Annotated in this window: 17 protein-coding genes; 6 read left to right on the top strand and 11 right to left on the bottom strand. The window is 61.7% G+C overall.

Annotated features, from left to right (window positions below; all coding sequences use genetic code 11):
• Positions 1-7: 7 nt before the first annotated feature.
• Complete coding sequence (locus ABSY19_RS12010) at positions 8-970, top strand: Bug family tripartite tricarboxylate transporter substrate binding protein (RefSeq protein ID WP_382162987.1); 963 nt, start codon at positions 8-10, stop codon at positions 968-970.
• On the top strand, positions 967-2,328 hold the full coding sequence (locus ABSY19_RS12005; RefSeq protein ID WP_382162985.1) for an MmgE/PrpD family protein: 1,362 nt from the start codon (positions 967-969) through the stop codon (positions 2,326-2,328). Before ABSY19_RS12010 ends, ABSY19_RS12005 begins: the two co-directional genes overlap by 4 nt.
• A gap of 117 nt (positions 2,329-2,445) precedes the next feature.
• Here ABSY19_RS12005 and ABSY19_RS12000 read toward each other — a convergent pair whose 3' ends face one another.
• From ABSY19_RS12000 to ABSY19_RS11965, 8 genes are all read right to left on the bottom strand, one after another.
• Positions 2,446-3,603, bottom strand: a complete 1,158-nt coding sequence (locus tag ABSY19_RS12000; protein WP_382162983.1) for an acyl-CoA dehydrogenase family protein — start codon at positions 3,601-3,603, stop codon at positions 2,446-2,448.
• A gap of 23 nt (positions 3,604-3,626) precedes the next feature.
• On the bottom strand, positions 3,627-4,100 hold the full coding sequence (locus ABSY19_RS11995; protein ID WP_382162981.1) for a MaoC/PaaZ C-terminal domain-containing protein: 474 nt from the start codon (positions 4,098-4,100) through the stop codon (positions 3,627-3,629).
• A gap of 22 nt (positions 4,101-4,122) precedes the next feature.
• Positions 4,123-4,554 carry a Zn-ribbon domain-containing OB-fold protein gene (locus ABSY19_RS11990; protein WP_382162979.1) on the bottom strand — a complete coding sequence of 144 codons (432 nt, stop codon included), beginning with the start codon at positions 4,552-4,554 and terminating at the stop codon, positions 4,123-4,125.
• Positions 4,551-5,744 (bottom strand): thiolase family protein, encoded by a 1,194-nt coding sequence (locus tag ABSY19_RS11985; protein ID WP_382162977.1) that lies wholly within the window; start codon positions 5,742-5,744, stop codon positions 4,551-4,553. The genes ABSY19_RS11990 and ABSY19_RS11985 overlap by 4 nt, the downstream gene beginning before the upstream one ends.
• Positions 5,741-7,036 (bottom strand): CaiB/BaiF CoA transferase family protein, encoded by a 1,296-nt coding sequence (locus tag ABSY19_RS11980; protein ID WP_382162975.1) that lies wholly within the window; start codon positions 7,034-7,036, stop codon positions 5,741-5,743. The genes ABSY19_RS11985 and ABSY19_RS11980 overlap by 4 nt, the downstream gene beginning before the upstream one ends.
• A gap of 220 nt (positions 7,037-7,256) precedes the next feature.
• On the bottom strand, positions 7,257-8,156 hold the full coding sequence (locus ABSY19_RS11975; protein WP_382162973.1) for a FadR/GntR family transcriptional regulator: 900 nt from the start codon (positions 8,154-8,156) through the stop codon (positions 7,257-7,259).
• A gap of 907 nt (positions 8,157-9,063) precedes the next feature.
• Positions 9,064-9,924: a tripartite tricarboxylate transporter substrate binding protein gene (locus ABSY19_RS11970; protein WP_382162972.1), complete on the bottom strand. Its 861-nt coding sequence runs from the start codon at positions 9,922-9,924 to the stop codon at positions 9,064-9,066.
• A gap of 408 nt (positions 9,925-10,332) precedes the next feature.
• Complete coding sequence (locus tag ABSY19_RS11965) at positions 10,333-10,962, bottom strand: CDP-alcohol phosphatidyltransferase family protein (protein WP_382162971.1); 630 nt, start codon at positions 10,960-10,962, stop codon at positions 10,333-10,335.
• 220 nt (positions 10,963-11,182) lie between these two features.
• Here ABSY19_RS11965 and ABSY19_RS11960 point away from each other — a divergent pair, with 220 nt between their 5' ends.
• Positions 11,183-12,241, top strand: a complete 1,059-nt coding sequence (locus ABSY19_RS11960) for a hypothetical protein (protein ID WP_382162969.1) — start codon at positions 11,183-11,185, stop codon at positions 12,239-12,241.
• Here ABSY19_RS11960 and ABSY19_RS11955 read toward each other — a convergent pair.
• From ABSY19_RS11955 to ABSY19_RS11945, 3 genes are all read right to left on the bottom strand, one after another.
• Positions 12,235-17,724, bottom strand: a complete 5,490-nt coding sequence (locus ABSY19_RS11955; RefSeq protein WP_382162968.1) for a hypothetical protein — start codon at positions 17,722-17,724, stop codon at positions 12,235-12,237. The two genes, ABSY19_RS11960 and ABSY19_RS11955, sit on opposite strands and share 7 nt — an antisense overlap.
• 340 nt (positions 17,725-18,064) lie before the next feature.
• Positions 18,065-18,928: a fumarylacetoacetate hydrolase family protein gene (locus ABSY19_RS11950; protein WP_382162967.1), complete on the bottom strand. Its 864-nt coding sequence runs from the start codon at positions 18,926-18,928 to the stop codon at positions 18,065-18,067.
• A gap of 24 nt (positions 18,929-18,952) precedes the next feature.
• Positions 18,953-19,687 (bottom strand): GntR family transcriptional regulator, encoded by a 735-nt coding sequence (locus ABSY19_RS11945; protein ID WP_382162965.1) that lies wholly within the window; start codon positions 19,685-19,687, stop codon positions 18,953-18,955.
• Positions 19,688-19,860: 173 nt separating this feature from the next.
• Between ABSY19_RS11945 and ABSY19_RS11940 the strand changes: the two genes are divergently transcribed.
• The 3 genes from ABSY19_RS11940 to ABSY19_RS11930 all read left to right on the top strand — a co-directional run bounded on the left by ABSY19_RS11940 (position 19,861) and on the right by ABSY19_RS11930 (position 22,717).
• Positions 19,861-20,892 carry a TRAP transporter substrate-binding protein gene (locus ABSY19_RS11940; protein WP_382162963.1) on the top strand — a complete coding sequence of 344 codons (1,032 nt, stop codon included), beginning with the start codon at positions 19,861-19,863 and terminating at the stop codon, positions 20,890-20,892.
• A gap of 104 nt (positions 20,893-20,996) precedes the next feature.
• The gene (locus ABSY19_RS11935; protein ID WP_382162961.1) at positions 20,997-21,440 is read left to right on the top strand and encodes a TRAP transporter small permease; all 444 of its coding nucleotides are present in this window, start codon (positions 20,997-20,999) and stop codon (positions 21,438-21,440) included.
• Positions 21,437-22,717: a TRAP transporter large permease gene (locus tag ABSY19_RS11930; protein ID WP_382162959.1), complete on the top strand. Its 1,281-nt coding sequence runs from the start codon at positions 21,437-21,439 to the stop codon at positions 22,715-22,717. The genes ABSY19_RS11935 and ABSY19_RS11930 overlap by 4 nt, the downstream gene beginning before the upstream one ends.
• Positions 22,718-22,726 lie beyond the last annotated feature (9 nt).

The following is a 22,726-nucleotide window of genomic DNA, read 5'->3' as shown; positions in this document are numbered from 1 at the left end:
ATCCATCATGAAGTTCATCCCACGTGCATTCTTCTTCGCGGCGGCGCTGGTGTGCGCGCATGCACACGCGCAGGCCCCCTATCCCAATCAGCCGATCCGTCTGATTGCACCGTTCACCCCGGGCTCCAGTTCGGATGTGACCGCCCGCGCCATTGCGCAACAGATATCCACCACGCTGGGACAGCCGGTGGTGGTGGAGAACAAGCCCGGCGCCAATGGCGGCATCGGTATGCAGACGGTCGCGCGCAGCAAGCCCGACGGCTACACCTTCGCGGTGGCCACCGTCTCGACGACCGTGGTGCCACCGCTGATCTCGAAGCATGTGCCCTTTGACCTGTTCAAGGATTTCGTGCCCGTGGCCACCATGGCCAACACGCCGCTGCTGCTCACCGTGGCCAATGAGTCGCCGTACCGCAGCGTGCAGGACCTCGTGGCCGCGGCCAAGAAGCAGCCCGGAACGCTCACCTACGGCAACTCGGCTGGTCTGTACCGCATTGCCATGGAAGCCATGAACCACGCCGCCGGGATCGACCTGCTGGGCATTCCTTTCAGGGGCGCTGCGCAAGCCGCCACCGAGTTGCTGGGCGGGCGTATCACCGTCAACCCCGATGCGTTGGGCGCGGCCGCACCCATGCTGCAGGCCAAGCGCCTGCGCGCACTGGCCATGCTGGGTTCCAACCGCACACCGTCTCTCCCCGACGTGCCCACGATGCAAGAGTTGGGCTACAAGGGCTTTGCTTTTGACGGCTGGTTGGGCGTTCTGGCACCGGCGGGCACACCACAGGCCATCATCGACCGCATGCACAAGGAAATTGCAGCGGCCGTGAAGACGCCAGAAATCCAGTCCCTGTACACGCGTCTGGGCATGGAAGGCACCGTCTTGTCGCCTCAGGCCTATGGTGAAGCAATGAAGAAGGACACCGCGAAGTACGGCGCGGTGGCCCAGCAGGCCGGGATCGAGAAAGAATGAGCGCGCCCGCTCCTGCGCTGCTGCAGATCGTGCAGCAAGCCCGCGCCATGAGCGCTGGACGCATTCCGGAGCGGGTGCTGCACCAGGCTCGCCTGAGCATCCTCGACACGGTTGGCTGCAGCCTGGCGGGCACGCGCACCGAAGAGGCCGGCCTCGTCGTGGCCTGCGAACCGGCCAGTGGCGATGAGCGCACCACGGTGTTCGGGACGCCGCACCGGCGGTCGCTCAAAGGCGCGGCGCGCATCAACGCCTACCTGGGTGACGTGCTCGAACTCAATGACCTGATTGGCGGCCACGCCAGCATTGGCAACGTGAGCGCGGCGCTGGCCCTGGGTGAGTCGCTCGGCGCATCGGGCACGCGGGTGCTGGAGGCGGTGGTACGCGGCATTGAGGTCACCACGCGTGTCTACGAATCCGTTTACCCCACGTTGCGCCGCTACACGGAAATGGCACTGGTGCCGGTGGGCTTTCCGTCCACCGTCGGCGTTGCGGCGGCGGCGGCCCACCTGCTTGACCTGGACGAGACGCAGACGGCCCACGCCCTGTCCATCGCGGCCAGTCTGGCGGGCTGGTGTCCGGCAGAAGTCATTTTCGGCAACGGTGGCTCGGTCAAGCCCATGCTTTTTGGCGCGCAGCCGGCCGATATCGGCCTGACGGCGGCGCACTATGCGCGCGCCGGCATGACCGGTTCGCCGAACCTGCTCGATGGTTCCTTTGGCTTCTTTGCTACGGCGTCCACCGCAGGCGCGTTCAACGCCGAGGCCTGGCACGACCGCTGGGCGCTGGACCAACCGCGCCGCAAGCTGCACGCCTGCTGTGGCTACCTGCATGCGCCAGCCGATGCGCTTGGCCGTCTGCGCGCATCACGCGCGCTCAATGAGACAAGCATCACGCTGCGCGTGGCTCCCTACGTCGCCGACGTGGTGAGCAAAGACCGTCTGCCCGACTCGCCCAACGACGCGCGCTTCCACCTGCAATACGTGCTTGCCTTGGTGGCGTGTGGCGCCGACGTGATCCTGCCGGAGCACAGCATTGCGCTGAACGAACAACTGCGCCGGCCCGAGGTTGTCGCCGCCATGGAACGCGTGCGCGTGATCGCCGATCCGGCGTTCACGCACTACCACCAGTGCAGCATCAAACTCACCGACGCAAACGGCCATGTCACCGTGGAGGCCGTATCGGCTCCGCGCGGTTCACCGCATGCACCTTTGAGCGACGCCGAGGTGGTGAACAAGTTTCTTAGCCTGGCCGAGCCGGTGCTGGGGCGCGAGCGCGCCGACCGCTTCGTCGAGCAAGGCATGGTGCTCGAAGCCACGGCCAACGTCCGCGACTGGATTGCGCTGCTGCGCAACGCGTGAACGGAGGAACGGCCAGCACGGCCTTTCGCTGGCGCCACCAACACAGAGCGAACAGACAAAAAAGGCCCGCCGGTATCGGCGGGCCTTTTCGCATGGAGCGTTGCACCCCACCAGGCATCAGAGCGCCAGTTGCTTGGCGATGATGTTGCGTTGGATCTCGCTGGTGCCGCCGCCGATGGGCCCCACGCGCGAGTCGCGGAAGAACATCTGCATGTCGTACTCGTTGGAGTAGCCTGCGCCGCCCATGATCTGCATGCCGATATCCGCGCACTTGAAGTTGTTTTCGGTGGCGACGATCTTGGCGATCGAAGCTTCCGTCACCACTGGCGAGCCGGCGTCCAGCAAGTCGGCCACGCGGTAGGTCATCTGGCGGGCCGTCTCGGCCATGATCACCATGTCGGCGAGCTTGTGCTGGATCACCTGGAACTGCGAGATCGGTTTGCCGAACTGGATGCGATCACGCGCATAGTCGCGCGCGTACTCGGTGATCTTGAAGCAGTGGCCAGCCGAAATGGCGGCCAGCCCCAGGCGTTCGAGACCCAGGCAGTTCATGATGTTCTTCCAGGCTTGGCCTTCGCCGCCGAACAGATAGTTTGCGGGCACGCGCACGTTGTCGAAAAACACCTCGTTGGCGTGGCTGGTCCGTCGGCCCAGCATGGACAACGGGCGGATCGTCACACCGGGGGTCTTGGTCGGAACCAGGATCGTGCTGATGCCGTTGTGGCGTGCCTGGGTGTCGGTCTTGACGATGGCCACGATGTAGTCGGCCACGTGGGCGCAGGTGATCCACACCTTGTTGCCGTTGATCACGTATTCGTCACCATCACGCACGGCGGACGTCTTGATGCCGGCCACGTCGGAGCCGGTGCCCGGCTCGGACATGCCCAGCGCCAGCTTGGCCTGGCCGGAGATGATCTTGGGAACAATCTCCTGTTTCAGCTCAGGGGAGCCAAACTTCGCGACGTGCATGCCAGCGTAGATCGCCGACGTGGTGACGGCCTGGGCGATGCCGGTGTAGTAGTAGCCAAGCGTCTCCAGCATCACGGCGATGTCCTTGTAGGAACCGCCCATGCCTCCGAGCGCCTCGGGGTAGAACAAGCCGAGGTAGCCGGCCTCGGCCAGGGCGTTGTACGCCTCGTGTGGAAACTCGCGCGCTTCGTCCATCTGGCGCACCTTTTCCCAGGGCAGGTGGCGCGACAGCAGATCGAGCACGCCCTCGCGCATCATGTTTTGTTCTTCGGTAAGGCCAGTGGTATTGATCAGGGATTGGGACATGGTTGGCTCCGGGATGTGGGGATTCAGGGTTTGGTCAGGACGGCTTCGCGGCCGGTGCGAGTGAGGACCATGGTGGTCATCAGACCGGTCTGCACGACTTCGTCGCGCTGGTTCAGCAGTTCCATGCGGCGTACGAGCACGCCGCGGTCGGGCTTGGACGTGGGGCGCGCTTCAACGACGGTGGCGCGCAGGCGCACCGTGTCGTTGAAGAAAATCGGTTTGAGAAACTTCCACTCGTCGATGCTCAGAGCGGCCACGGCGGTGCCGTCGAGGTAGCCCAGGCTCGCACTTAAGCCTGTGACCACGGACAGGCCCAGTGCGCCGTGTGCAATGCGTTGGCCGATCGGTGATTTCGCGCTGGCCACCGCGTCGGTGTGCATGGGGTTGACATCGCCCGAGATCCAGGAGAACTGGACCACATCGGTCTCCGTGATGGTTCTGGCGCGGCTTTCGTCGACCCGGCCGACCTCGAACTCTTCAATGCAAAGGCCTCGCATGGTGTGTTCCTTGAGTGAGGTTTCAGGGGGTGGCGGGGCGGGCCGCGAACAGCGGTCCGTCTTCGTACTGCAACACGGCCATCTCGACGGCCGTGCCTGGCTTCCAGTCACCGGCGAGCGCATCGGTCAGGCGACACGCGAGACGGATGCCGACATCGAGGTCGACGATGCCAACGGCATAGGGCGACTCGGCCGCAAACACAGCGGGTGCGGCATGGATGCGCGTCCACGAATACAGCGTGCCGCGCGGCGACAAGGCGCACCAGCTGACCGTGGCGGACCAGCAATGCGGGCAGATGGGACGCGGCGGGAAGGTCTGTTTTCCGCAGGCATCGCAGCACGTGGTTTGCCACTGACCCTGCGACAGGCCGTCCCAGAACGTTTTCGTGAAAGCCGAGCGGCGCGGGGGGTAGGCGCGCAGACCTGTGGTGGGGATGATGGGAAGCTGTGTCATGCCATGGCCTCCAGCACGTGGACGAGGGCGGCGTTGTAGTTGCCCAGCTCGCCCGTTGAAAGACCGAAGCGGGCGTTTTTCACCTGGCGTTCGCCGGCGCGGCCACGCAACTGCGCGGCCAGCTCGACGTAGTTGTAGAGCGATGTCACGTAGGCGGGGTGGCCGCGCGAGGTGAGGCCACCCGAGGTAGACACCGGAATGCGCCCTCCCAACCGTGTTTCCCCTTCGGCAGCGGCGCGGGCACCTTGACCGCGCGGCACCAGGCCAAGCGCTTCGCTGACCAGCACTTCGACAATGGTGCATGGCGCATACAGCTCAGCAATGTCGAGATCGGCAGCCGTGATGCCCGCCTGGGCATAGGCGTCCTTCGAGGCGCGCACAGCGGATTCGAAGGCGATCATGTCGTTGGGCACGTCGTTGATCTGGTGCGAGCCATCGTGGTAGAAGCCGCGGCCGCGCACCAATGCGTAGGGCCGGCCAATCGACTTGGCGACTTCTTCGCTTGCCAGCACCAGGCAGGCGGCGCCGTCGCCGCGCGGGGGCACGTCGTACAAGCCCAAGGGCTCGACGATCGGGCGTTGCGACACCACCTCTTCCAGCGTGATGGGCTTGCGGTACTGCGCCAGCGGGTTCAACGACGCGTGGTAGCGGTTCTTCACCGCAACAGCGCCAAGCTGCTCGCGCGTAGCGCCGTGTTCGTGCATGTAGCGCATGGCGTCCATCGCGTACCAGGCGATGGGCGTGAAACCGGCTGACGTGTGGAAGTCCACGTCGCCCGTGGTGCGCATGCTGCTCATCATGTGCTCGGCGGCGGAGACGGCGCTTTCCATGTTGATGCCGAGTGCGAGTGCAACCTCTGACCGGCCCAGCAAGATTTCGTCGCACGCCTTGTCGAATGCCAGCGCCGCGGTCATGCCGTTGCCCATCACCTCCATCACGCTGCCGCGGCATGCCAGGCGCAGTTGGCCAATGAGGAAAGTGTGGAAGTACTTCTGCCGCGTGTAAGGCCGGGGGAGCGTGAATACCAGGCTCTGGATGTCCTCTTTGGAGACCCCTGCGTCCTGCACTGCTTCGGCAATGAGGCGCGTCATGATTTCGTTCTCCAGCACCTGCAACGCTTCTTCATCGGCCGTCTGGTGGCGACCGATGGGGATGGCGCTGGCGCCGATGAGGGCGACGCGGCGTGTCATGCCGCGGCTTTCTGCGACTGTGCGGCCGCCGCTGCACCGAAAGCGCCTTCGGCCTCAAGCCGGGCGATCCGAGCATCGTCATAACCCAGGGCATCGCGCAACACGGCCTGCGTATGTTGTCCCACGGCCGGTGCGGCTTTTGGTGGCACGCACGGCGTGCGCTCCAGGCGCAACGGGTTGGCGATGTTGGGGATCCATCCCTTCACCGGGTGAGCGATACGCGTCACCAAGCCGCGCGAACGTGCTTCGTCCGACGCAAGGGCCTCGCCCAAGGTGCGCACCTGACCGTGCGGGACGTTGGCCGCGCGCAAAAGCGGCGCCCAGTGGCTCCAGGGCTGTTTCGCAAAGGCCTCGTTCATCACCTGGAAGATGCGTTCGCGATGCTCGAGTCGTTTGGCTCGCTGGGACAGCACTGGGTCGTTGGCCAGGTCGGGGCGCGCCAGAACCTGCTCGAACAGGCGCTGAAAGATCTTGTCATTGCCGCAGTTGATGTAGAAGGGCTTGTCTTTCGACTCAAACACGCCTGAGGGGCAGGTGTCGGGGCTGACGTTGCCGTTGCGACGCGGCTCGTGGCCCGTGGTCAGGTGCTGCATGGCACCGTACCCGGTCATCACAATGGCCGTGTCGAACAGGGCCACCTCCACTTTCTGCCCGACACCGTCACGGTTCCTGGCCATCAGTGCGAGCAGGATCGCGTTGGTCGCTGACATCGCGGTGGCCACGTCCATCACGGCAGCGCCCGTGCGAACACCCTGGCGGTCGTTGTATCCGTTCATTGAGATGAAGCCGCTCTCTGCCTGTGCGATCGGGTCAAACCCGAGGCGGTCGGCGGAGGCGCCCTCGCGCCCATAGGCAGAAATGGAGCAGTAGACGAGGCGCGGGTTGAGCTTTGCGCAGGTGGCGTAGTCCAGGCCGAATCGGTCCATCACACCGCTGGAAAAGTTTTCAACGAGCACGTCGGCTTGGGCGATGAGTTCCTTCGCCACCGCCAATCCGGCCTCGCTCTTCATGTCCAGGCCGAGGCTTTGCTTGTTGCGGTTGGCCCAGAGGAAAGGCCCACCCTGAGCAGGGATCTCAGGATCAACGGTCGGGTAGTGCCGGAAGTCGTCCCCACGCTCGGGGGCTTCGACCTTGACAACGGAAGCGCCGAAGTCAGCGAGGTTCTGGGTGGCCAGAGGCCCTGCGATGAAGTGCGTGAAATCGACGACTCGAAGCCCTTGCAGCGCGGGTGCCCCGGTGCCAGGGGTGCTTTGATGGACGGGCAACGCATTAATGCTTTGCTGATTGAACATGGCTACTCCTATCAATGGTTGAACCATTATAAGATGCGATGCGAGGGTGCGCAAACCCCTATTCCGCACCGGGGAACTGTTCGAGCAGCCGGAGACGCCGGGCGCGCAGTGGCGCGCCCGGCGGGGCGCAGCCGGTGGTTTGGGTGAGGGACAAAAAAACGGCGCACCCGACCGGGCCGCCGTCTTCAAAGTTGGGCTATGCCCGGCGCAACGATTGCGCTCAGCCCATTTTGCGAGGACCGCTGCCGCGTGCTCGCGTTGGCGGCTGTGATGTGTCCACCGAAAGTGGCCTGGCGGTCGTGACTGGGGCCGCTTCCTTGGCGTGTGAGAGATAGCTGCGTTGAAGCCGCTTGAGGCTGGCCTCCATCTCCGCTACAGCGCCAGGTGCGTCGCGCGCCTCCAGCAGCTTGATGAAACGCTTGCGAGAGGGCAATACGAAGGAATTCTCGTAGGGGCCGATGGTCACGACGAAATGCCTCAGTACGCCCAGCACGCTGTCCATGACGATCACCATCACCGGGTTGCCCGTCATGCGCGTGAGGATGCGATGGAACTCCAGGTTCACCTCGGCACGGGTAGCCAGGTCACCACGTTCGTTGGCCTCCTCCGAATCACGCACGTTCTCACGCAACTGCTCTATCTGCTCGGGCGTGGCTCGCTGGCAAGCCTCGCGCACCACGATCGACTCCAGCCAGATGCGGGCCTCCGTCAATTGGGCCGCCTGTATGCTGCCGCTGTGAAACATGTCCAGCAACCCCGTGGCAATCGTGTCACCGCTGACCTCAGTGATGAAAGCGCCGCCTGTGGCGCCTTTCTGCAGCCTTAGAAGTCCCGCGTGCTCCAGCGATCGCAACGCTTCGCGCAACGTGTTGCGCGATACGCCAAACTGCTCGGCAAGTGCGCGTTCTGATGGCAGCCGATTGCCAACGCGAAGCTTGCCCTCGGCGAGCTGACTTCGGATCTGCGCTGCGATTTCCTCAAACGCACGAGGCGAACGAATTGGGCGGAAGACGGCATCATGGTCGTCGGGTGTAGGGGAGGGGGATGATCGAGTGACCACGTTATAAACGCGAAAGTGGTTGATCGGCTCAATGATAGAACCATAACCATTTGACAGCACGATACGGGGTGGCTGTAGACAGAAAAATCGGGGTGCGGACGAATTCTTGGACTGCCTGGAGGTAGTTCCATACACGGATCGTGGTCGCGCTCTAAGATGAGTTCGGCAACCGCTACCGCATCTTCAAGTTCGACCACAAGAATTTCGTCTATCTCGCTCATACGCTCCATGGGCGGGCGACATTCCTACGCGTGGCGGGATGGGCATCTCCTCGCCGTGCGCACCGAGGTGGTATGGCTGAGAACGGCCGCGCCTGCGTGGAAAGCCGACGGCACGCCGCTTTCCTCCATTGCGACGGCCTCGGACGCAGTCTTGGTCCTGCCCGGCCCCCCCAAATCAATCAAGCGGAAAAGTCGTGATTTAAGTCACATCGTGCAGTTGGATTCGGAAGACAGATTGGATAGGTTTTAAGGAGCAATACTGCCAATCACCGCAAAAGGTCGAAAGTTGTTGTCTTCCACTGAAAACCGACCCAGTGGGGGTGCGGACGAAAACTTGGACTGGTTTATGCCATGAGCCCAAGACTGTCTCGATACGCGATGTGACTGACCAGCACAAATCAGCTTCCCCATCGCTTGAAAGGCAGATAGCTTGGCTCGTCGTTGGCGCTGCGATCAGTCTGGGGGCGTGGGCCTGCCCATGCAGCGCGCCAGTCAGATCGGCGAGCTGCTGCCGCATCGCTGGCAGCCCTTGGCCTAAGCCCTAGGCTGGTAGCCTTGGGGCATGACCAACCCCTAGAATGCCAAGCGCTCCACCGCCGTGCAGCGCGTCTATCAACTGCATATCCAGCTCGTATAGGCGCTGTCGCCATTCACAAGCTGCTCGTTACCGTGCAACACCTCGAGAACCGGCAGCGATTGTTCGAGAACAGGCCGGGTGGTAAAGGCCGCCGTGTTGATGGGAACCTTTACTCCACCTGAATGTTCTGGCGCTTGATGACCTCGCCCCATTTCTGGGTCTCGGCATGCATGAAGTTGGCGAACTGTTCGGGCGTGCCACCTGCGGATTTGAGCGATTGTTCGTCGAGGAATTTCTGAAACTCGGGTGACTTCAGCGCCGCGTTCACACCGCCGTTGAGCTTGCTGACCACGTCGGCGGGCACACCTGCGGGTGCGAGCAGACCGACCCAGGAATGGGCCTCGAAGCCGGGGTAGCTGTCGTTCACGGTGGGCACGTCGGGCAGCGCGGGGATTCGCTCGCGCGAGGTCACGGCCAGCGCGCGCATCTTGCCGGCGCGAATATGGGCCAGCACCGAGGTGACGCTGACGAACATCACCTGCACCTGCCCACCGAGCACGTCGGTGATGGCCGGCGCACCACCCTTGTAGGGCACGTGGTTGAACGCGGTGCCCGAGGTGGCTTTGAAAAGTTCGGTGGTGAGGTGGTTGGAGCTGCCTGCGCCGGTGGAGGCGTAGTGCAGCGTGTCGGGCTTGGCCTTGGCCAGGTCCACGAGTTCACGCAGGCTCTTGGCCGGCACCGAGGGGTGCACGACCAGCACCAGGGGCGATGTGGCGATCAGCGCGATCGGCTTGAGGTCTTTGTCGGAGTCGAAGGTGAGCTTGTAAAGCAGCGGGTTGACGGCGTGCGTGTCGAAGGCGGTCAGCAGGGTGTAGCCGTCCGCCTTGGAACGCGCGACCTGGGCCGCGCCGATGGAGCCGCCGGCGCCGGCCTTGTTCTCCACCACCAGGGACTGGCCCATGCTGGCGCTGAGTTCGGTGCCGAGCTTTCGCGTCACGTTGTCCACGATGCCGCCAGCAGGGAAGGGCACGACCACCTGGATCGGCTTGTTGGGGTAGGCGCCCGACTGCGCGCTGGCGGCCAGCGGCTGGGCTTCCCTTTCCAGTGGAGATGGTGCTGGAGCTTCCCGTCAATGCATACGTGGTGGAGCAGAGAGGTGAATGGTGGGTCGTGCGCGTCGCTGCCACCAGTGAAGCCGTGTACCACGGCCCTGGGCCGGTTGGGGTGCTCGTCTCGCCGGCACCCTTTTGATCGACATTGATCGGTCCGTTCTGCTGTTTGGAGCTCTATTCCATACGGTTTAGCATCATTATTGGAATTGGCCAACCGGACCTGTGGGCTTACCCGAAGTAAATCTTTGCCCGCATTCTTAAACGCAAGGATATTGGTCCAAGGGGGCGCACAAATCGGCCAGTCTGCTACCAGGCTGGGGCCTCCTTCAGAACTTGGGGATGCGCAGGGTCTTGCTGATCATGGCCGTGCCCGACAGCGCGAACAGCACGCTCATGGGATGCAGCTGCCAGGGCCCGAGTTGCCACACTCCGCCCCATAGTTGCGCACCCAGCGCACCCTGCCAGGCGGCCCATGACAGCACCGCAGTGAGGATCACGCTGGTGGGGATCGGCGTGCCTTCAAAGTAGGCCACCTTGCCCGAGTCGGTGGTCAGGTGTTCGGCCGTGACGTTGAAGCGCGCCAACCGGCTGACGCCGCAGCAGACGAAGTAGCACAGGATGACGATGTCCCAACCGCTCTGCAGCCCCGCGGCGAAGCCCAGCGCTGCCGGGCCGACGCCGAAGGAGATGACGTCGGCCAGCGAATCGAGTTCGCGGCCCAGCGGCGAATGCTGGTGGCGCCAGCGCGCCACCTTGCCGTCGAAGACGTCGAAGACGAAGGCCAGCGGTGTCATTGCGGCCGACAGCAGAAAGTGTGTGAGCGAGCCGCTGGCCATGTACATCATCGCCAGGAACACCGACAAAACTCCGCAGGCGGCATTGCCCAGTGTGATGAAGTCGGCCAGATGAAAGCCGCGGATCATCGAGAAGCGGCGTGGCGGGGTAGAGGGCGTCATGTCAGAGTCTCCGTAGTTGGCGATGACAAGCGTTGCGAAGTCGACTCCCTGAAATGCCTGCCTGGGCCGCGTCTCGCACGCCTGGTCTTCGATCTATCGAGAATCCTCAAGTTGTCAGTGGCATCAAAAGCTCGCAATAAAGTAACAGATTGATCGGATGCTCAAGTTTTCAGTGCAGTGTCCGCTATGAATAGTGACGCACTCACATCTGCACCGAGACATGACCATCGAGCCATCAGCATCTCACCTTGAGTCTGAACAAAATGACCTCTTGACCGCCAATCCAACCATCGTGGATGGCGAGCGGGACATTCGCATTCCGTTCGGCCCTCGCTTCTTTTGTAAATTCGATCAGTCTCGTGGCGGGCTAGCGTCAGCGACCTCTGATCACTTTCTCGCTGCCCCGAGGCAAATCTTCGCTCTCGCAGAGGGCATCAGGCACTCGCTGCTTGAGGTGCACCACAAGCTGGGACACAACGTTACGTACGAGGTGAAGGAGACGATTCTCCAGTTACCAAACTCGGAGCAGGCATCGCGGTACGTGTCTGTGGCCCAGACCGCTGGCGAGTCGCTACAAGAGGACGTGAGACGGGCCGTGGTGGAGCGCTTTTGCGAACAGTGCTTTACTGCGAAGTACAGCTTGCGAGAACCTACAGACGAAGTCGTCGTAATTCCAGCAGAGGCATTTGAGGCAATGATGCGTGGGGATACGGACTATGTGTTGCCAGAGATCGAAACAACAAAGAGGGGGCTGGACATCCACGACGTCCTGGATCTGGAGGGGCTGGTGGCAGATGCAGTCGCAACACCTGCATTGAACTTCGCACGTGCAAACGCGGGCAAACAGGTGCAGTGCTTGGTTGTTACACCTGCAGGTAACCTAGAAATTATCGGAATTGCGGCTAGACCTGAAAGCAGATGGGAGTCAGCCGGCCCAATCACTTTGGTGCGCCAGATCGATGGCCTGGCCATCTCGGGCCACAAGGTCGACTTCGCGATGCCCAATATCTCCTTCAATGGCAGCGATGACCGGTCAGGAAATGGGCCCGAACCAATGCCAGATAACTTCGTCGCCGCGATCGGAAAGGGCGAGGAAAGCGACGTGCCGCCTGAGCCGCTTCTGACGCAAGTGCGTGAGTACATTGGCTCCAACACGCTGCTCGTACGGATTCGTGTTGAAGTTGTCGCGGTCGGGGCGAAGATCGGATATCAACTCGTTCACATGGAGAGAGTGCGTCTACCAGAGTTCTACGAGGTGCCACTCGTCGACTTTCAGTAAGAGATGTCGGCGGCCACAAGGCACGTCCACAAGGTCATCAGATCCAATCCATTCGAAAGCTCACCGCGAGGGCTTGGGCGTATCAGCACAGAGTATCGGTGCCGATACGAAGCCAGTTCGCGAGCATCAAAGCTCTCATAGGACCCAATGCGAGGTCGTGAGTCCGCAGGAGCGGCCGGCTCACGGAAACCCTGAAGGCGACTGGACACAAGAAGAGCCTCCATAGCCGCATTCGGGGTCGAAGGGGTTCGAATAGCGATGTCCTCGGGGGAGAGGTTGAGGCAACTGATCAGCAAATTGAAGTGTTCGAAGTGTTTGTCTTTGGCCAGCATCAACTGCATGCTGGAGGACACTTGGTCCAGTGCGGCGAGCGGAAGACGTAACTGCCTTGAATCGCACTGTTGGGCTAGCCTTAGCAGCACGGTCCATCGACTCTTCGGAAGATGACGCGCAAAGCGCTCGGTCGGATCTGGACTCAATCCAGAACCAGGAGGAACAAGTCTGGCGCCGACTTTCCCGAACAGGTCCTCAAGCTGCGCATAGACCTCAGGAGCAAGTCGGCCGAATGTGCCTGTGGCGGCCTGTGACGGGGTCAGGCCACGTGATCGGGATCTCAGGTACTTGACCGCAACCTCCACGCATGTGTGGCTGTATTGGGTTGTCGGTGCGGTGACTTTATCGCTCGACGGTTGAGATGCGCGAGGTACGGCGTCGAGGTACGTGACGTCAGGCAGGTCGATCCTTGGAGCATTGGAGAACGCGGTCGTTGCTTGTCGACGGGCTGTCTCCCCGCTCCAATCCAGCAGGAAGTGAAGGTAGCTGGCGCAGGTTGTTTCCCGCCTGCTGTGCCCCAACATCCGCGAGACCGCCCAGGTGGCACGACGCGTCGTTTCCGTTCTACTGAGCAGCAGTTTGCGCACATGTTCAGCCTGCAACGCGCTGTCGGCAATGCAATGCCCCCAAACAACACCCCAATCGGGCGAAGTGGGGAGAAGATGAAGTCCGACCATGTTGGCCAATGAATGCCTTGCATGGTGCAGCTTGATCTTGTCGTTTCTGGTCGCCCAGCGCAGTGCTGCGGTTACGTGCGTACGCAAATCGCTCAGGTCGCTTTCAGCTGACTCACCGTCGACATTCACCAAGAGCCGCTCATTGGCGGAGAAATCCGTGCTTCCGCGCCTGAACGCAAACCATGCGTGAACAACCGCTAACTCATGAGCATCGAGCGCAGAGATCAGGGGGACCTTTCGACGGGACCCTGGAGTTTTCAGTTTTATGTGCCGGTGATCAACGATCAGCACAATGCAGTCCGCCACTTCTATCCAGTTTCGCGCAGAAATATGTGTGGCCTCTGCCCCGCGAAGCCCGAAACGATAAGTCAACAACAGAAAGAAAGCCCGTTGAAGTGGTGTGGGAGCGGAGTTGTTAGGAACAGGGCACAGGTGGGAGAGCGCTAGACGGTACTCCTGGGGTGTGATGAATCCTGGCGAAACAGCAGAGTTGGTCAACCCTTCAGATATCTCGTCCCAATAAGGGGCGACTGCACCATAGCGCTCGGCATAGCGGTGAAACTCAACCAGCCGATCAAGAACGTACTGCTGTGCCTTCTTGTGTTTAGCCTCGCTGTCATGTTCGGTGTCCGCGAGCGTGGGGTCGATGACATTCTGGTAGAAGTTCGTGACTTCTTCTTGATCAGCGTCGGTTATGTCAATCGTGTGCGACAGCGCGAGGAATCCGGCCGACAGGGAATCCAGGTAGCGAGCCACAGAAGAGCCTTCCAACTCCTTTTTGTAGTTTTCTCCGCGCGTGAGCAAGTGAACGGCCCAATCCGCAAGGATCAGGATGTTTCTGGGTACGCAGGCATCTGCGCTGCGAATGGCTTCACGCATGTTGGCAGCCGCTTTGGCTCTCGTGTAGCCTATCTCGCCAGATTGCGTGTCGATCACGGTCGAACCTTTTCGCCTACCGTGAAACCTGGCTAGTGTTGCGCGCAAGCTGCCTAGAAGCGATCGCGCATCGAGCTTCCCAGTTTTCGTGGGCGCTTGGCGAGAGGCAAGCCACGCCGGATGTTGATCCTTCTGGTTGATCGAAGGAGCAGAACGCCGTGCATGCTCAGCTGATTCTTCTTCCTGAACGAGACGTTGGCCAAGGCTCGCTGCGACGAAATCCGAGCGGCCCAACGAGTATGAGCTAATTCGTCCGGACATTACGCCGCCTTGTAAGCCGGGCCGGTGTAGGCAGTTGTAGTGATCCGCCCAACGGCATAGCCAAACGATACCTTTGTCAATGCCGTCTGCTGCATCCAATTGCATGCTGTGCAGAAGCCTGACGGTCAAGGCGTTGCGGATGGTGCGGTTGTAGACTTTGGTAAGAGGCTTGGTGGTCAGAGTCCTGAGCAACGGCAAGGCACGTGGGGGAACGAGAAATCTCTTGACCGGACCATCAGCGACGGTCCGGTCAACTGGGCAGATCTCAAGATAGACGTCCGCCTTGTTCACCAGAAGCGCCATGCGTTCATGGTGCGCGTTGGCTATGCAGGTCAGGATCTCCGGGTCACTGACTCCGGCATTCACTGCAACATCCGCAATACAGAGCCAAGTGCATGCCAGTCTGGAAGGAACGGTGCCATCGAGCGCCTCATATGATTGATCAAGCGCCTCACGGACCGCGACAATCCTCTCAGGGGCCTGCAATGCAGCTGCACCGAATGCAGCCTTGCCAGGCTTCTGGGGGAGCACCCACGTGCGAACGCTTACTTTGATCCCGAGATCTCGATGTAGGCGATCGAGCCGCGTCTGAAACGCGGAGTAGCGACTGATAGCAGAGCTTCTGGCGTTGCCGTTCTCATCGAAAACGATCGCATCGCGCAGCGCCTCCCACTGCTCTGGTGTGACCGAGGCCAGATCCTTTGCCTCGCGCTTGAAGGCGTCGAAGATTTGGTTGGCCTCTTCGCGCGCCGCGCTGGCGGCTTCTGTCCGATGAAGCTTACGAAGCTCAGCACCAAAAGCCTTGCTATCAGTTTTGGGGTGTGTGCCTGTGGGTGGGTGGGTGGTCACGTCGGGAAAGCGCAGCCTCGGCAGTGTGAGGCTGAGTGGCGCAAGCGCCAACTCGACGCACTCCCTCCAGTAGGCTTCTTCATCAATCCAGCAGCGAGTTGAGAGGTCGCTGAACGTTTCTGTTCCAGCTTCCGCGTGCCCCAGGTGCGCATCAACAAGTTCGGCGCTCAGCCTCGCTTGCCGAAGGGACGTTGCCATACGATGGCGAAACGCGTTCGCGGGCAATGGCCAGTCGAAGATCCGCCGGTTGGTCAGCGCGCTCTCGGTCATCTCCAGCCATTCAGTGGGGTTGGAGTAGTTGAGTCGAAAGAAGAGGGGAATCCTCGGGTTGGCGTTCGGACCAAGGACGCTCAGAAGGTCCGCTGCCAACGGATGCGACAGATCATGCAGTTGGGCTTGGAGCTTACGTAAGTACGGCAGATACAGTTCTTCAAGCAGATCTACAGCGATGCGTGGCAACGGGATGATGCGGCCACACTTGTCACCAGTCACATCAAGCGAGGCCTTGTCGTCCAAGAACACACGTCCGCGCGACAGGTCGAAATGCGGCAAGCGTTCAAACACCGAACGCGCGGGCCTGGCGCCTGTGCAAACTAAGAGCAGGGTGACGCAGTAGGTGGTGAATGCGTTGTGGAAAGCTACCCAATCGTCGATAGCAGCGATTTCAACGATGCGTTCGTTCGCGCGCCTGATCTCCTTGGCGATCAAGTCGTCGATCAAGTTCAGCCGGCTTCCCATGGCGTTGACCACATCTGGAAGCGACGTCAGGGCGGTCACATGCGCTGGCGCTATGCTCTGCAGGCCGGTTGCAACTGCGGCGCGGTTCCAGCCGGGGTATGCCATGGGTCCTGACGTCAAGGACGACGGCCAATTCAGCAGCAGTCGTGCAAAGGTCGAATCGCCGGTAGCTTCGAAGGCCTGCTGTTCCCCGGCAATTGTCAGGAAGCCCGAAGAAACACGCCAAAGGTCGCGCGAAGACTTGGTCCAATGGTTGAACGCGCTTTCCGGGGATCCGGGGAAGATCTCGGCCAACGAACTCGCTCCGGGATTCTTAGCCCACGCTTTGGACATGGGGGTCACCACCTCGAAGCTCAACTGCAGAACCCACTCCTCACTGATTTCTGCTGTCCACGGCGTCAATTCAGGCGTTCTTGGAGCTGCGTTGACATGTCTTGACGCAGGGCGAGTCAGAGTTCGGTTTCTGAGATCGAGTACCCAAACCAACTTGTCATCGGAATCGTCCCCCTTGAGGCAGTGTGCGAATCGAACATGTCCCAGAGCGCGCATTGACAGCTTGGTTACAAGGGCCACGATGGTCAGGGCCGCGAGCAGTTGTTCCTCGTGCTGGGATGACTTCAGGCCTTGCTCAATCAATTGGCTGAGCTTGTCCTTCTCCCAGGGGCTCAACTGAGTCCAGCTGATGTCTAGGTACTGTCGATCTTCTTCCTTCTGCAGGGCAAGGCGCCTGGAGACAGCATGGAGTTCCCTTGCCGCTGTTGGCTCTTCGACTTGAACCTTGAGAAGTCGGCAATCTGATTCTTTGGGATTAGTGGTCAGTTCACAGACGTCAAGTGACTCCACGGCCAGCTGATAGGACGTGGCCGAGACAGGGTCGGTTCGCGGGTTTGAGTTGCGGGCGACGAAGTAGGCGCCGCCTTGACTGCCCGCCGTATTTCGGGATTCGAGGAGCCTGTACTCGCCATTGATGAGGCGATGCAGTGCATTCCTGGTCGTAATCAGGCTGTCATCGCTGTGGGTCTCATGAACATCGAGCTGGGCGCGCAGCGCAATCGTGTACTGCCCGAACTTCGCATTGAAGTTGCGGTCGGCAGGAGCTGTATCCACGAACCAGCGCAGTTTTGCCAGCTGCTCAGCCGTGTCTCTGGTGTTTCCACCTTGGAGGCTCTGCGCTTCGAGGCCAATTCGTAACTGCGTGCAAATGGTTCTGAGCGAAGCCTCACCAAGGAACCCGGCCAGCAAGGCCTCGTAAGCTATTGCGAACAACCAGACACGGAAGCGATGGAGACGGTGGACTTCATCTGGTGCAAGTCGACTGCTCAGCTGAGAGGCAATCTGTGCCGACAGGTAATGCTCTTCCAGGGTGCCGCGAAAGAACTTTTTGGTCTTGGCTCCCGTGGGGAGGGGCCGTACCAACTGTGGCGATACGGCCAGTTCCTCTGCGAGAGACAGGAGTGGATAAAGCGTGGTTCTGTCTGACCAGGTGCGAAGGGCGTGAGCCGTTTCCGGGTGAGTCAAGAACGCCAGGGTCGAGCCCAAGGCTTGCTCGATGTCCAGGTTTCCGATCAGCTTAAGCAACTGTTGAGCAGTGGTCGTTTGGCCTCGCTCGTGGGCCCAGTCCAAGAAGCACTGGATATGGGGCTTCTCTCGTTGCCGCGCGCCCAAATGCGGGTTTTGGTCAGCGCTCATGTGACCCGTTGCGTCGACCTGAGCGTCAGAAAAGTGGAGCTAGTCAGCATTGTGAGAGCCAGTCACGCAGAGGGTGGCAGGCCAGTTTATTGCATCTTGGTGCCATTTGCATAGCTTGCAGCTACTTTTTGGCAGCTACTATCACTTTAATTCTCCGAAGCTTCGAGGGTTGCTCACAGCTGCTGTGCCCAAGGGTGTGGACAACCCCTGGGACAACTGCCGCAGGCCGCGGCCCGCCTGGCGATGCGAGCGATGCTCAAAAAAGGGGCATGGCCCGCTCTCGAGTGCAGGGCAATGTCGAGATGAGCTGGTCGACCACGTACGAGCAGTGTGAGCTTGCTCAGGCCTCAGCCCTGATGGGATTGACCAGCGTTCCGATGCCTTCGATTTCCACCTCGCACACATCGCCGGGCCGCATCCAGACCGGTGGTTGACGCACAAAACCCACGCCGGCAGGTGTGCCGGTGATGATCATGTCGCCCGGGCGCAACCCGATGCCCTCGGAGCAGGCCGATACCAGTGTGGCCACATCGAAGATCATGTCGCGGGTATTGCCGTCCTGCAGCAGCTGGCTGTTGAGCCGGCACTGGATATTCAAGCCCCTGGCGCCCGGCGGCAGCTCGTCGGCCGTGACGAACTCGGGGCCGAAGCCACCGCTGGCGTCGAAGTTCTTGCCCCACAACCACTGGTGGGAGCGCGCCTGGTAGTCGCGCACGGTGCCGTCATTGAAGATGGAATAGCCCGCGACGTGTTTGAGCGCGCGGTCCCGAGGGATGTTCCGGCCCGCCTGACCTATCACGACCACCAGCTCCGCCTCGTAGTCGAACTGGGTGGACAGTTGGGATCGGACCATCGCCTGCCCGTGTGCGACCCAGGAGGAGGGAAAGCGCTGAAAGATCACGGGGTGGGGCGGAGGCGGGGCGCCGATTTCCCTGGCATGGTCGCTGTAGTTCAGACCGATGCCGAACGCCTTCGACGGATTGAGCAGCGGGGGCAGCCAGGTGATCCGATCGAGCGGGATGCGGTGGCGAGGCTTGCCTGCGATCGTGGCCCGGATCCGGTCCAGGCCCTCGTTCCCGAGAAGCAGCAGTGCATCGAGCGTTGACGGGTGTCCTTCGGCCGTGAGGTGGATGACCGTGTCGCCGTCCCGGGCGCCCAGGGCGGGGCGGCCAACGGTGTCGTCCATGAAAGCCAGCAATCGCATCGGGAAAGTCCTTTTCGGCAGGGGTTAGTTCTGTGCGACGGGGGCCAGTGACTGGATGTAGGCGGTTCCCGTCTTCAGGACATGTCGAAAGAGGATTTCGCCGGCGAAGCGCGCGTCGCGCAATTCCATGGCCGACATCACGAGCTCATGTTCCTTGACCGATTCTTCCCAGCGCCCATCGGTCGTGATCGCGACGAAGCGCGGGCGCCGGGCGCGTGTCATCAGGTCGGCATGGGTGCGGCTGAGCTGCGGGTTGCCCGCCATCGCGATGATGGTTTCGTGGATGCGGTGATTGAGTTCGAAGTAGCGGTCGCGGTCCTGCTCGGCAAACCGTTGCAGCATTTCGTCGTGCAGTTCGCGCAAGCCTGCCAGGGCCTGCTCAGAGGCCTCCAGCGTCACGGTCTCCACCGCCAGCCGCTCCAGCGCCGCGATCACGGCGAACAGGTTGACGATCTCATCGGTCGAAGGGGTGGTCACGCGCGACCCCCGATTGGGCAGCAGCTCGACCAGGCCTTCGGCCGCCAGCACCTTCAAGGCCTCCCGGATGGGCGTGCGCGAGACACCGAGCACCTCGCACAGATCCATCTCGTTGATGCGCTCGCCCGAGGCCAGGTCGCCGTGGACGATCATGTCCCGGATGCGGTCGCAGGTGTCGGCGTGCACGCCGTGCCGCCGTCGCCGGTCCTCGGCGCCTGACGGCTCTTCCGTGCCCTGCGCTGGCACGGGGCTTTCCACTGACTCCGTCATCGGCTTGTCCATCGCGCTCCCCATTTGCATGCAGATTTGACTTCAAGAAACTCGCTTTGCATTATATGAGTGCGAATTTCATGCAAGAACGCACTATAAAGGTGCATAAATGAATTGTTGACAGCTTTTTCTGAAAAAAGATAATTCACTTCAGCGTTCTTTGCATTACCACTGCGTTCGCGTCCGTGAATTCCATCCGTTTGCCCATCTTAGGAGTTGCCATGAAGTTTCGCCGATCCCTTCTACTCTCGGCCATTGCCGCGCTGGCCTTTGCGGGCGTTCACGCTCCCTCGATGGCCCAGCAGCGGCTCCGCGTGGCGGGCAACTTCCCTGCGGACCACACGGCCACCAAGGTGATGGAGATCTTCAAGAAGGAGGTCGAGGCGCGCACGCAGGGGGAGCTGCAGATCGATCTGTTCCCGAACATGCAGCTCGGTGGTGCGTCTGAAAACGTCGACCAAGTGCGTTCGGGCACGGTCTTCGCGATCGTGACCTCCATTGCCTATTTCACCCGCATCGTGCCGGAGTACGAGGCGGTCAGCCTGCCCTTCCTCTTCAGCTCGCGCGAAGCGGCTTTCCGGGTCATGGACGGGCCGGTGGGCAAGCTGTTTGACGAACGCATGGCTCAGAAGGGCTTTGTCAGCCTGGGCTATGGCGAGCTGGGCTTTCGCCATGTGACGAACAACGTGCGGCCCATCACGTCGTCCGCCGACTTCAAGGGACTGAAGATCCGGCTTCAGCCCAACGAGGTGCACCTGGATACCTTCCGGGCACTCGGCGCCAACCCGGTGGCCATGGACGTGAAGGAGGTCTACTCGGCCATGCAGCAGGGCGTGCTCGACGGCCATGAGAATCCCTACAACATCATCGCCAGCCGCCGCTTCAACGAAGTTCAAAAGCACTTGTCTGACACCGGTCACTTCTACGATTTCATCAACGCGGCCGCCAACAAGCGCCTGTTCGAGCGCCTGAAGAAGCCGCACCAGGATGCGGTGATGGCTGGCATGAAGGAGGCCATGGTCTGGCAGCGCGCCGAGGCGGCCAAGCAGGACGAGGGCTGGCGTCAGCAACTGGTGAAGGCCGGCATGACCTTCACCCCGATCACGCCGCAAGGTCGTGCCGATTTCCGCCGCAGCACCGCCAGCGTGGTGGAGTCGCTCAAGAAGCGCATTGATCCGAAGCTGATCGATGCGGTTGTGAGTGAGGCCGCGAAGTGACGCAGGGGCTGAACCCCTCGGAGGCGGCACCGCCTTCCGACGATCGGCTGCCTTCGATCTGGCCGGCTCTGCGGCGCTGGGTCGAAGCTTTTGACAAGGCGTCGATGGTTGTGATCGTCGTGGCGATGGCCGCGATGACGCTCATGGTGACTTTGCAGGTGTTCTGGCGCTACGTGCTGAGTTCGTCCATCGACTCCGCCGACGAGGTCTCTCGCCTGTTCTTCGTGTGGGTCATCTTCCTGGCGATCCCCCATGGCATCAAGTACGCGGTGCACGTGGGCATCGACTTGCTGGTCATGAACCTGTCTCCACGGAACAAGGACCGGCTGTTTCGCCTCGTGAGCGTGGCCAGCGCGGTGCTGATGGCGGCGATCTTCTACGCGGCCTGGATCGCCACCCTGGACAAGTGGCAGGAACTCATGCCGACTTTGCCGATCTCCGCCGGCATCTACTACGTCGCCGTGCTCGTCTGCGCGGCCCACTCGTTCGTCCACCTCGTGTTGCACGCGTGGCTGGGTTCGCGCATCTGGGAAGGAAGATTGTCATGACGCTCCTTGTGATCTGTGTCTTCTGCCTGCTCGCGTTCGCGGGCATGCCGCTGGCGTTCGCGCTCGGCTTCGCCTCACTGGCCGCGCTGTACGCCGCCGATTTCGAGCTCGTGATGCTGTCCCAGCGCATGCTGCACGCGGTGGACAACTTTCCCCTGATGGCGATCCCCCTGTTCATGCTGGCCGGTGAGCTGATGGTCAAGGCCGGCATGATGGAGCGGCTGGTGACTTTCGCCAACAGCCTGGTCGGTCGGGTGCACGGCGGGCTGGCGCACGTGACCATCATCGCCGGCACCATCCTGGCCTCGGTCAGCGGTGCGGCGGTGGCCTCGGCCAGTGCCCTGGGCAGCGCCCTCGTGCCTTCGCTGCGCAAGCACTACCCCGACAGCTTCAACTGCGCGGTGATCGCATCGGCGGCCAACCTGGGGCCGGTGATTCCGCCGTCCAACGCCATGATCGTCTACGCCCTGATGGCGGGCTCATCGGTCTCGGTCGGTGGCCTCTTCATGGCTGGCATCGTGCCGGGCGTGCTGCTGGCGCTGGGTTTCATCGGCATCGCCAGCTTCGTTTCCTGGAAACGCAAGTACCCGCCGACGGGCGAGGCCTTCAACGCGCGCAATGCCTGGGTGCAGTTCCGCAAGGCGCACATCATCCTGTTCATGCCGATCATCGTCGTGGGCGGCATCATCGGTGGCGTGTTCACGGCCACCGAGGGTGCTGCCATCGCTGTGGTGTATTCCGGGGCTGTGGGCCTGCTGGTCACGCGCAAGCTGCGCTTGGCGGACCTGCCCGGCTGCCTGTTCCGTGCGGCGGTCACGGCGTCGATGGTGGGTGCCCTGATTGCACTGGCCGCCACCGTGACCTTCCTGCTCACGATCGACATGGTGCCGCAGCAGATGGCCGACTTCGTCAAGGGCATGACCTCGGACCCCATGGTGTTCGTGCTGCTCACCATGCTGCTGCTGGTGGTGGTGGGCATGTTCCTGGAGTCGAACGCGGCTTACATCATGCTGGTGCCCCTGTTCGTGCCGATCGCGGACGCGTTCGGCCTGGATCCGTTGTGGTTCGGCTTCCTGTTCATGTTCAACCTCGTGATCGGCATGATGACGCCGCCGGTGGGGGTGCTGTTCTTCGTGATGAGTGGCATCACGCGGGTGCCCATGGGGGCGATCATCCGCGAGTCCATGCCCTTCGTGATCTTCCAGTTCGCGATACTGTTGCTGTGCGTGGCCTTCCCGTCCATCGTCACGGCGCTGCCGCGAGCCCTGGGTTTCTGAGCGGTGGCC

Source organism: Hydrogenophaga sp. ANAO-22 (assembly GCF_042466645.1).
Classification (GTDB): Bacteria; Pseudomonadota; Gammaproteobacteria; order Burkholderiales; family Burkholderiaceae_C; genus Hydrogenophaga.
Note: the sequence above shows the minus strand (reverse complement) of the source record. Positions and strands in the feature narration are given on the sequence as shown.

Coding starts and splice junctions, on each gene's coding strand:
- ABSY19_RS12010 (WP_382162987.1), top strand. CDS start 8: ATGAAGTTCATCCCACGTGCATTCTTCTTCGCGGCGGCGCTGGTGTGC.
- ABSY19_RS12005 (WP_382162985.1), top strand. CDS start 967: ATGAGCGCGCCCGCTCCTGCGCTGCTGCAGATCGTGCAGCAAGCCCGC.
- ABSY19_RS12000 (WP_382162983.1), bottom strand. CDS start 3,603: ATGTCCCAATCCCTGATCAATACCACTGGCCTTACCGAAGAACAAAAC.
- ABSY19_RS11995 (WP_382162981.1), bottom strand. CDS start 4,100: ATGCGAGGCCTTTGCATTGAAGAGTTCGAGGTCGGCCGGGTCGACGAA.
- ABSY19_RS11990 (WP_382162979.1), bottom strand. CDS start 4,554: ATGACACAGCTTCCCATCATCCCCACCACAGGTCTGCGCGCCTACCCC.
- ABSY19_RS11985 (WP_382162977.1), bottom strand. CDS start 5,744: ATGACACGCCGCGTCGCCCTCATCGGCGCCAGCGCCATCCCCATCGGT.
- ABSY19_RS11980 (WP_382162975.1), bottom strand. CDS start 7,036: ATGTTCAATCAGCAAAGCATTAATGCGTTGCCCGTCCATCAAAGCACC.
- ABSY19_RS11965 (WP_382162971.1), bottom strand. CDS start 10,962: ATGACGCCCTCTACCCCGCCACGCCGCTTCTCGATGATCCGCGGCTTT.
- ABSY19_RS11960 (WP_382162969.1), top strand. CDS start 11,183: ATGACCATCGAGCCATCAGCATCTCACCTTGAGTCTGAACAAAATGAC.
- ABSY19_RS11955 (WP_382162968.1), bottom strand. CDS start 17,724: ATGAGCGCTGACCAAAACCCGCATTTGGGCGCGCGGCAACGAGAGAAG.
- ABSY19_RS11950 (WP_382162967.1), bottom strand. CDS start 18,928: ATGCGATTGCTGGCTTTCATGGACGACACCGTTGGCCGCCCCGCCCTG.
- ABSY19_RS11945 (WP_382162965.1), bottom strand. CDS start 19,687: ATGGACAAGCCGATGACGGAGTCAGTGGAAAGCCCCGTGCCAGCGCAG.
- ABSY19_RS11935 (WP_382162961.1), top strand. CDS start 20,997: ATGGTTGTGATCGTCGTGGCGATGGCCGCGATGACGCTCATGGTGACT.
- ABSY19_RS11930 (WP_382162959.1), top strand. CDS start 21,437: ATGACGCTCCTTGTGATCTGTGTCTTCTGCCTGCTCGCGTTCGCGGGC.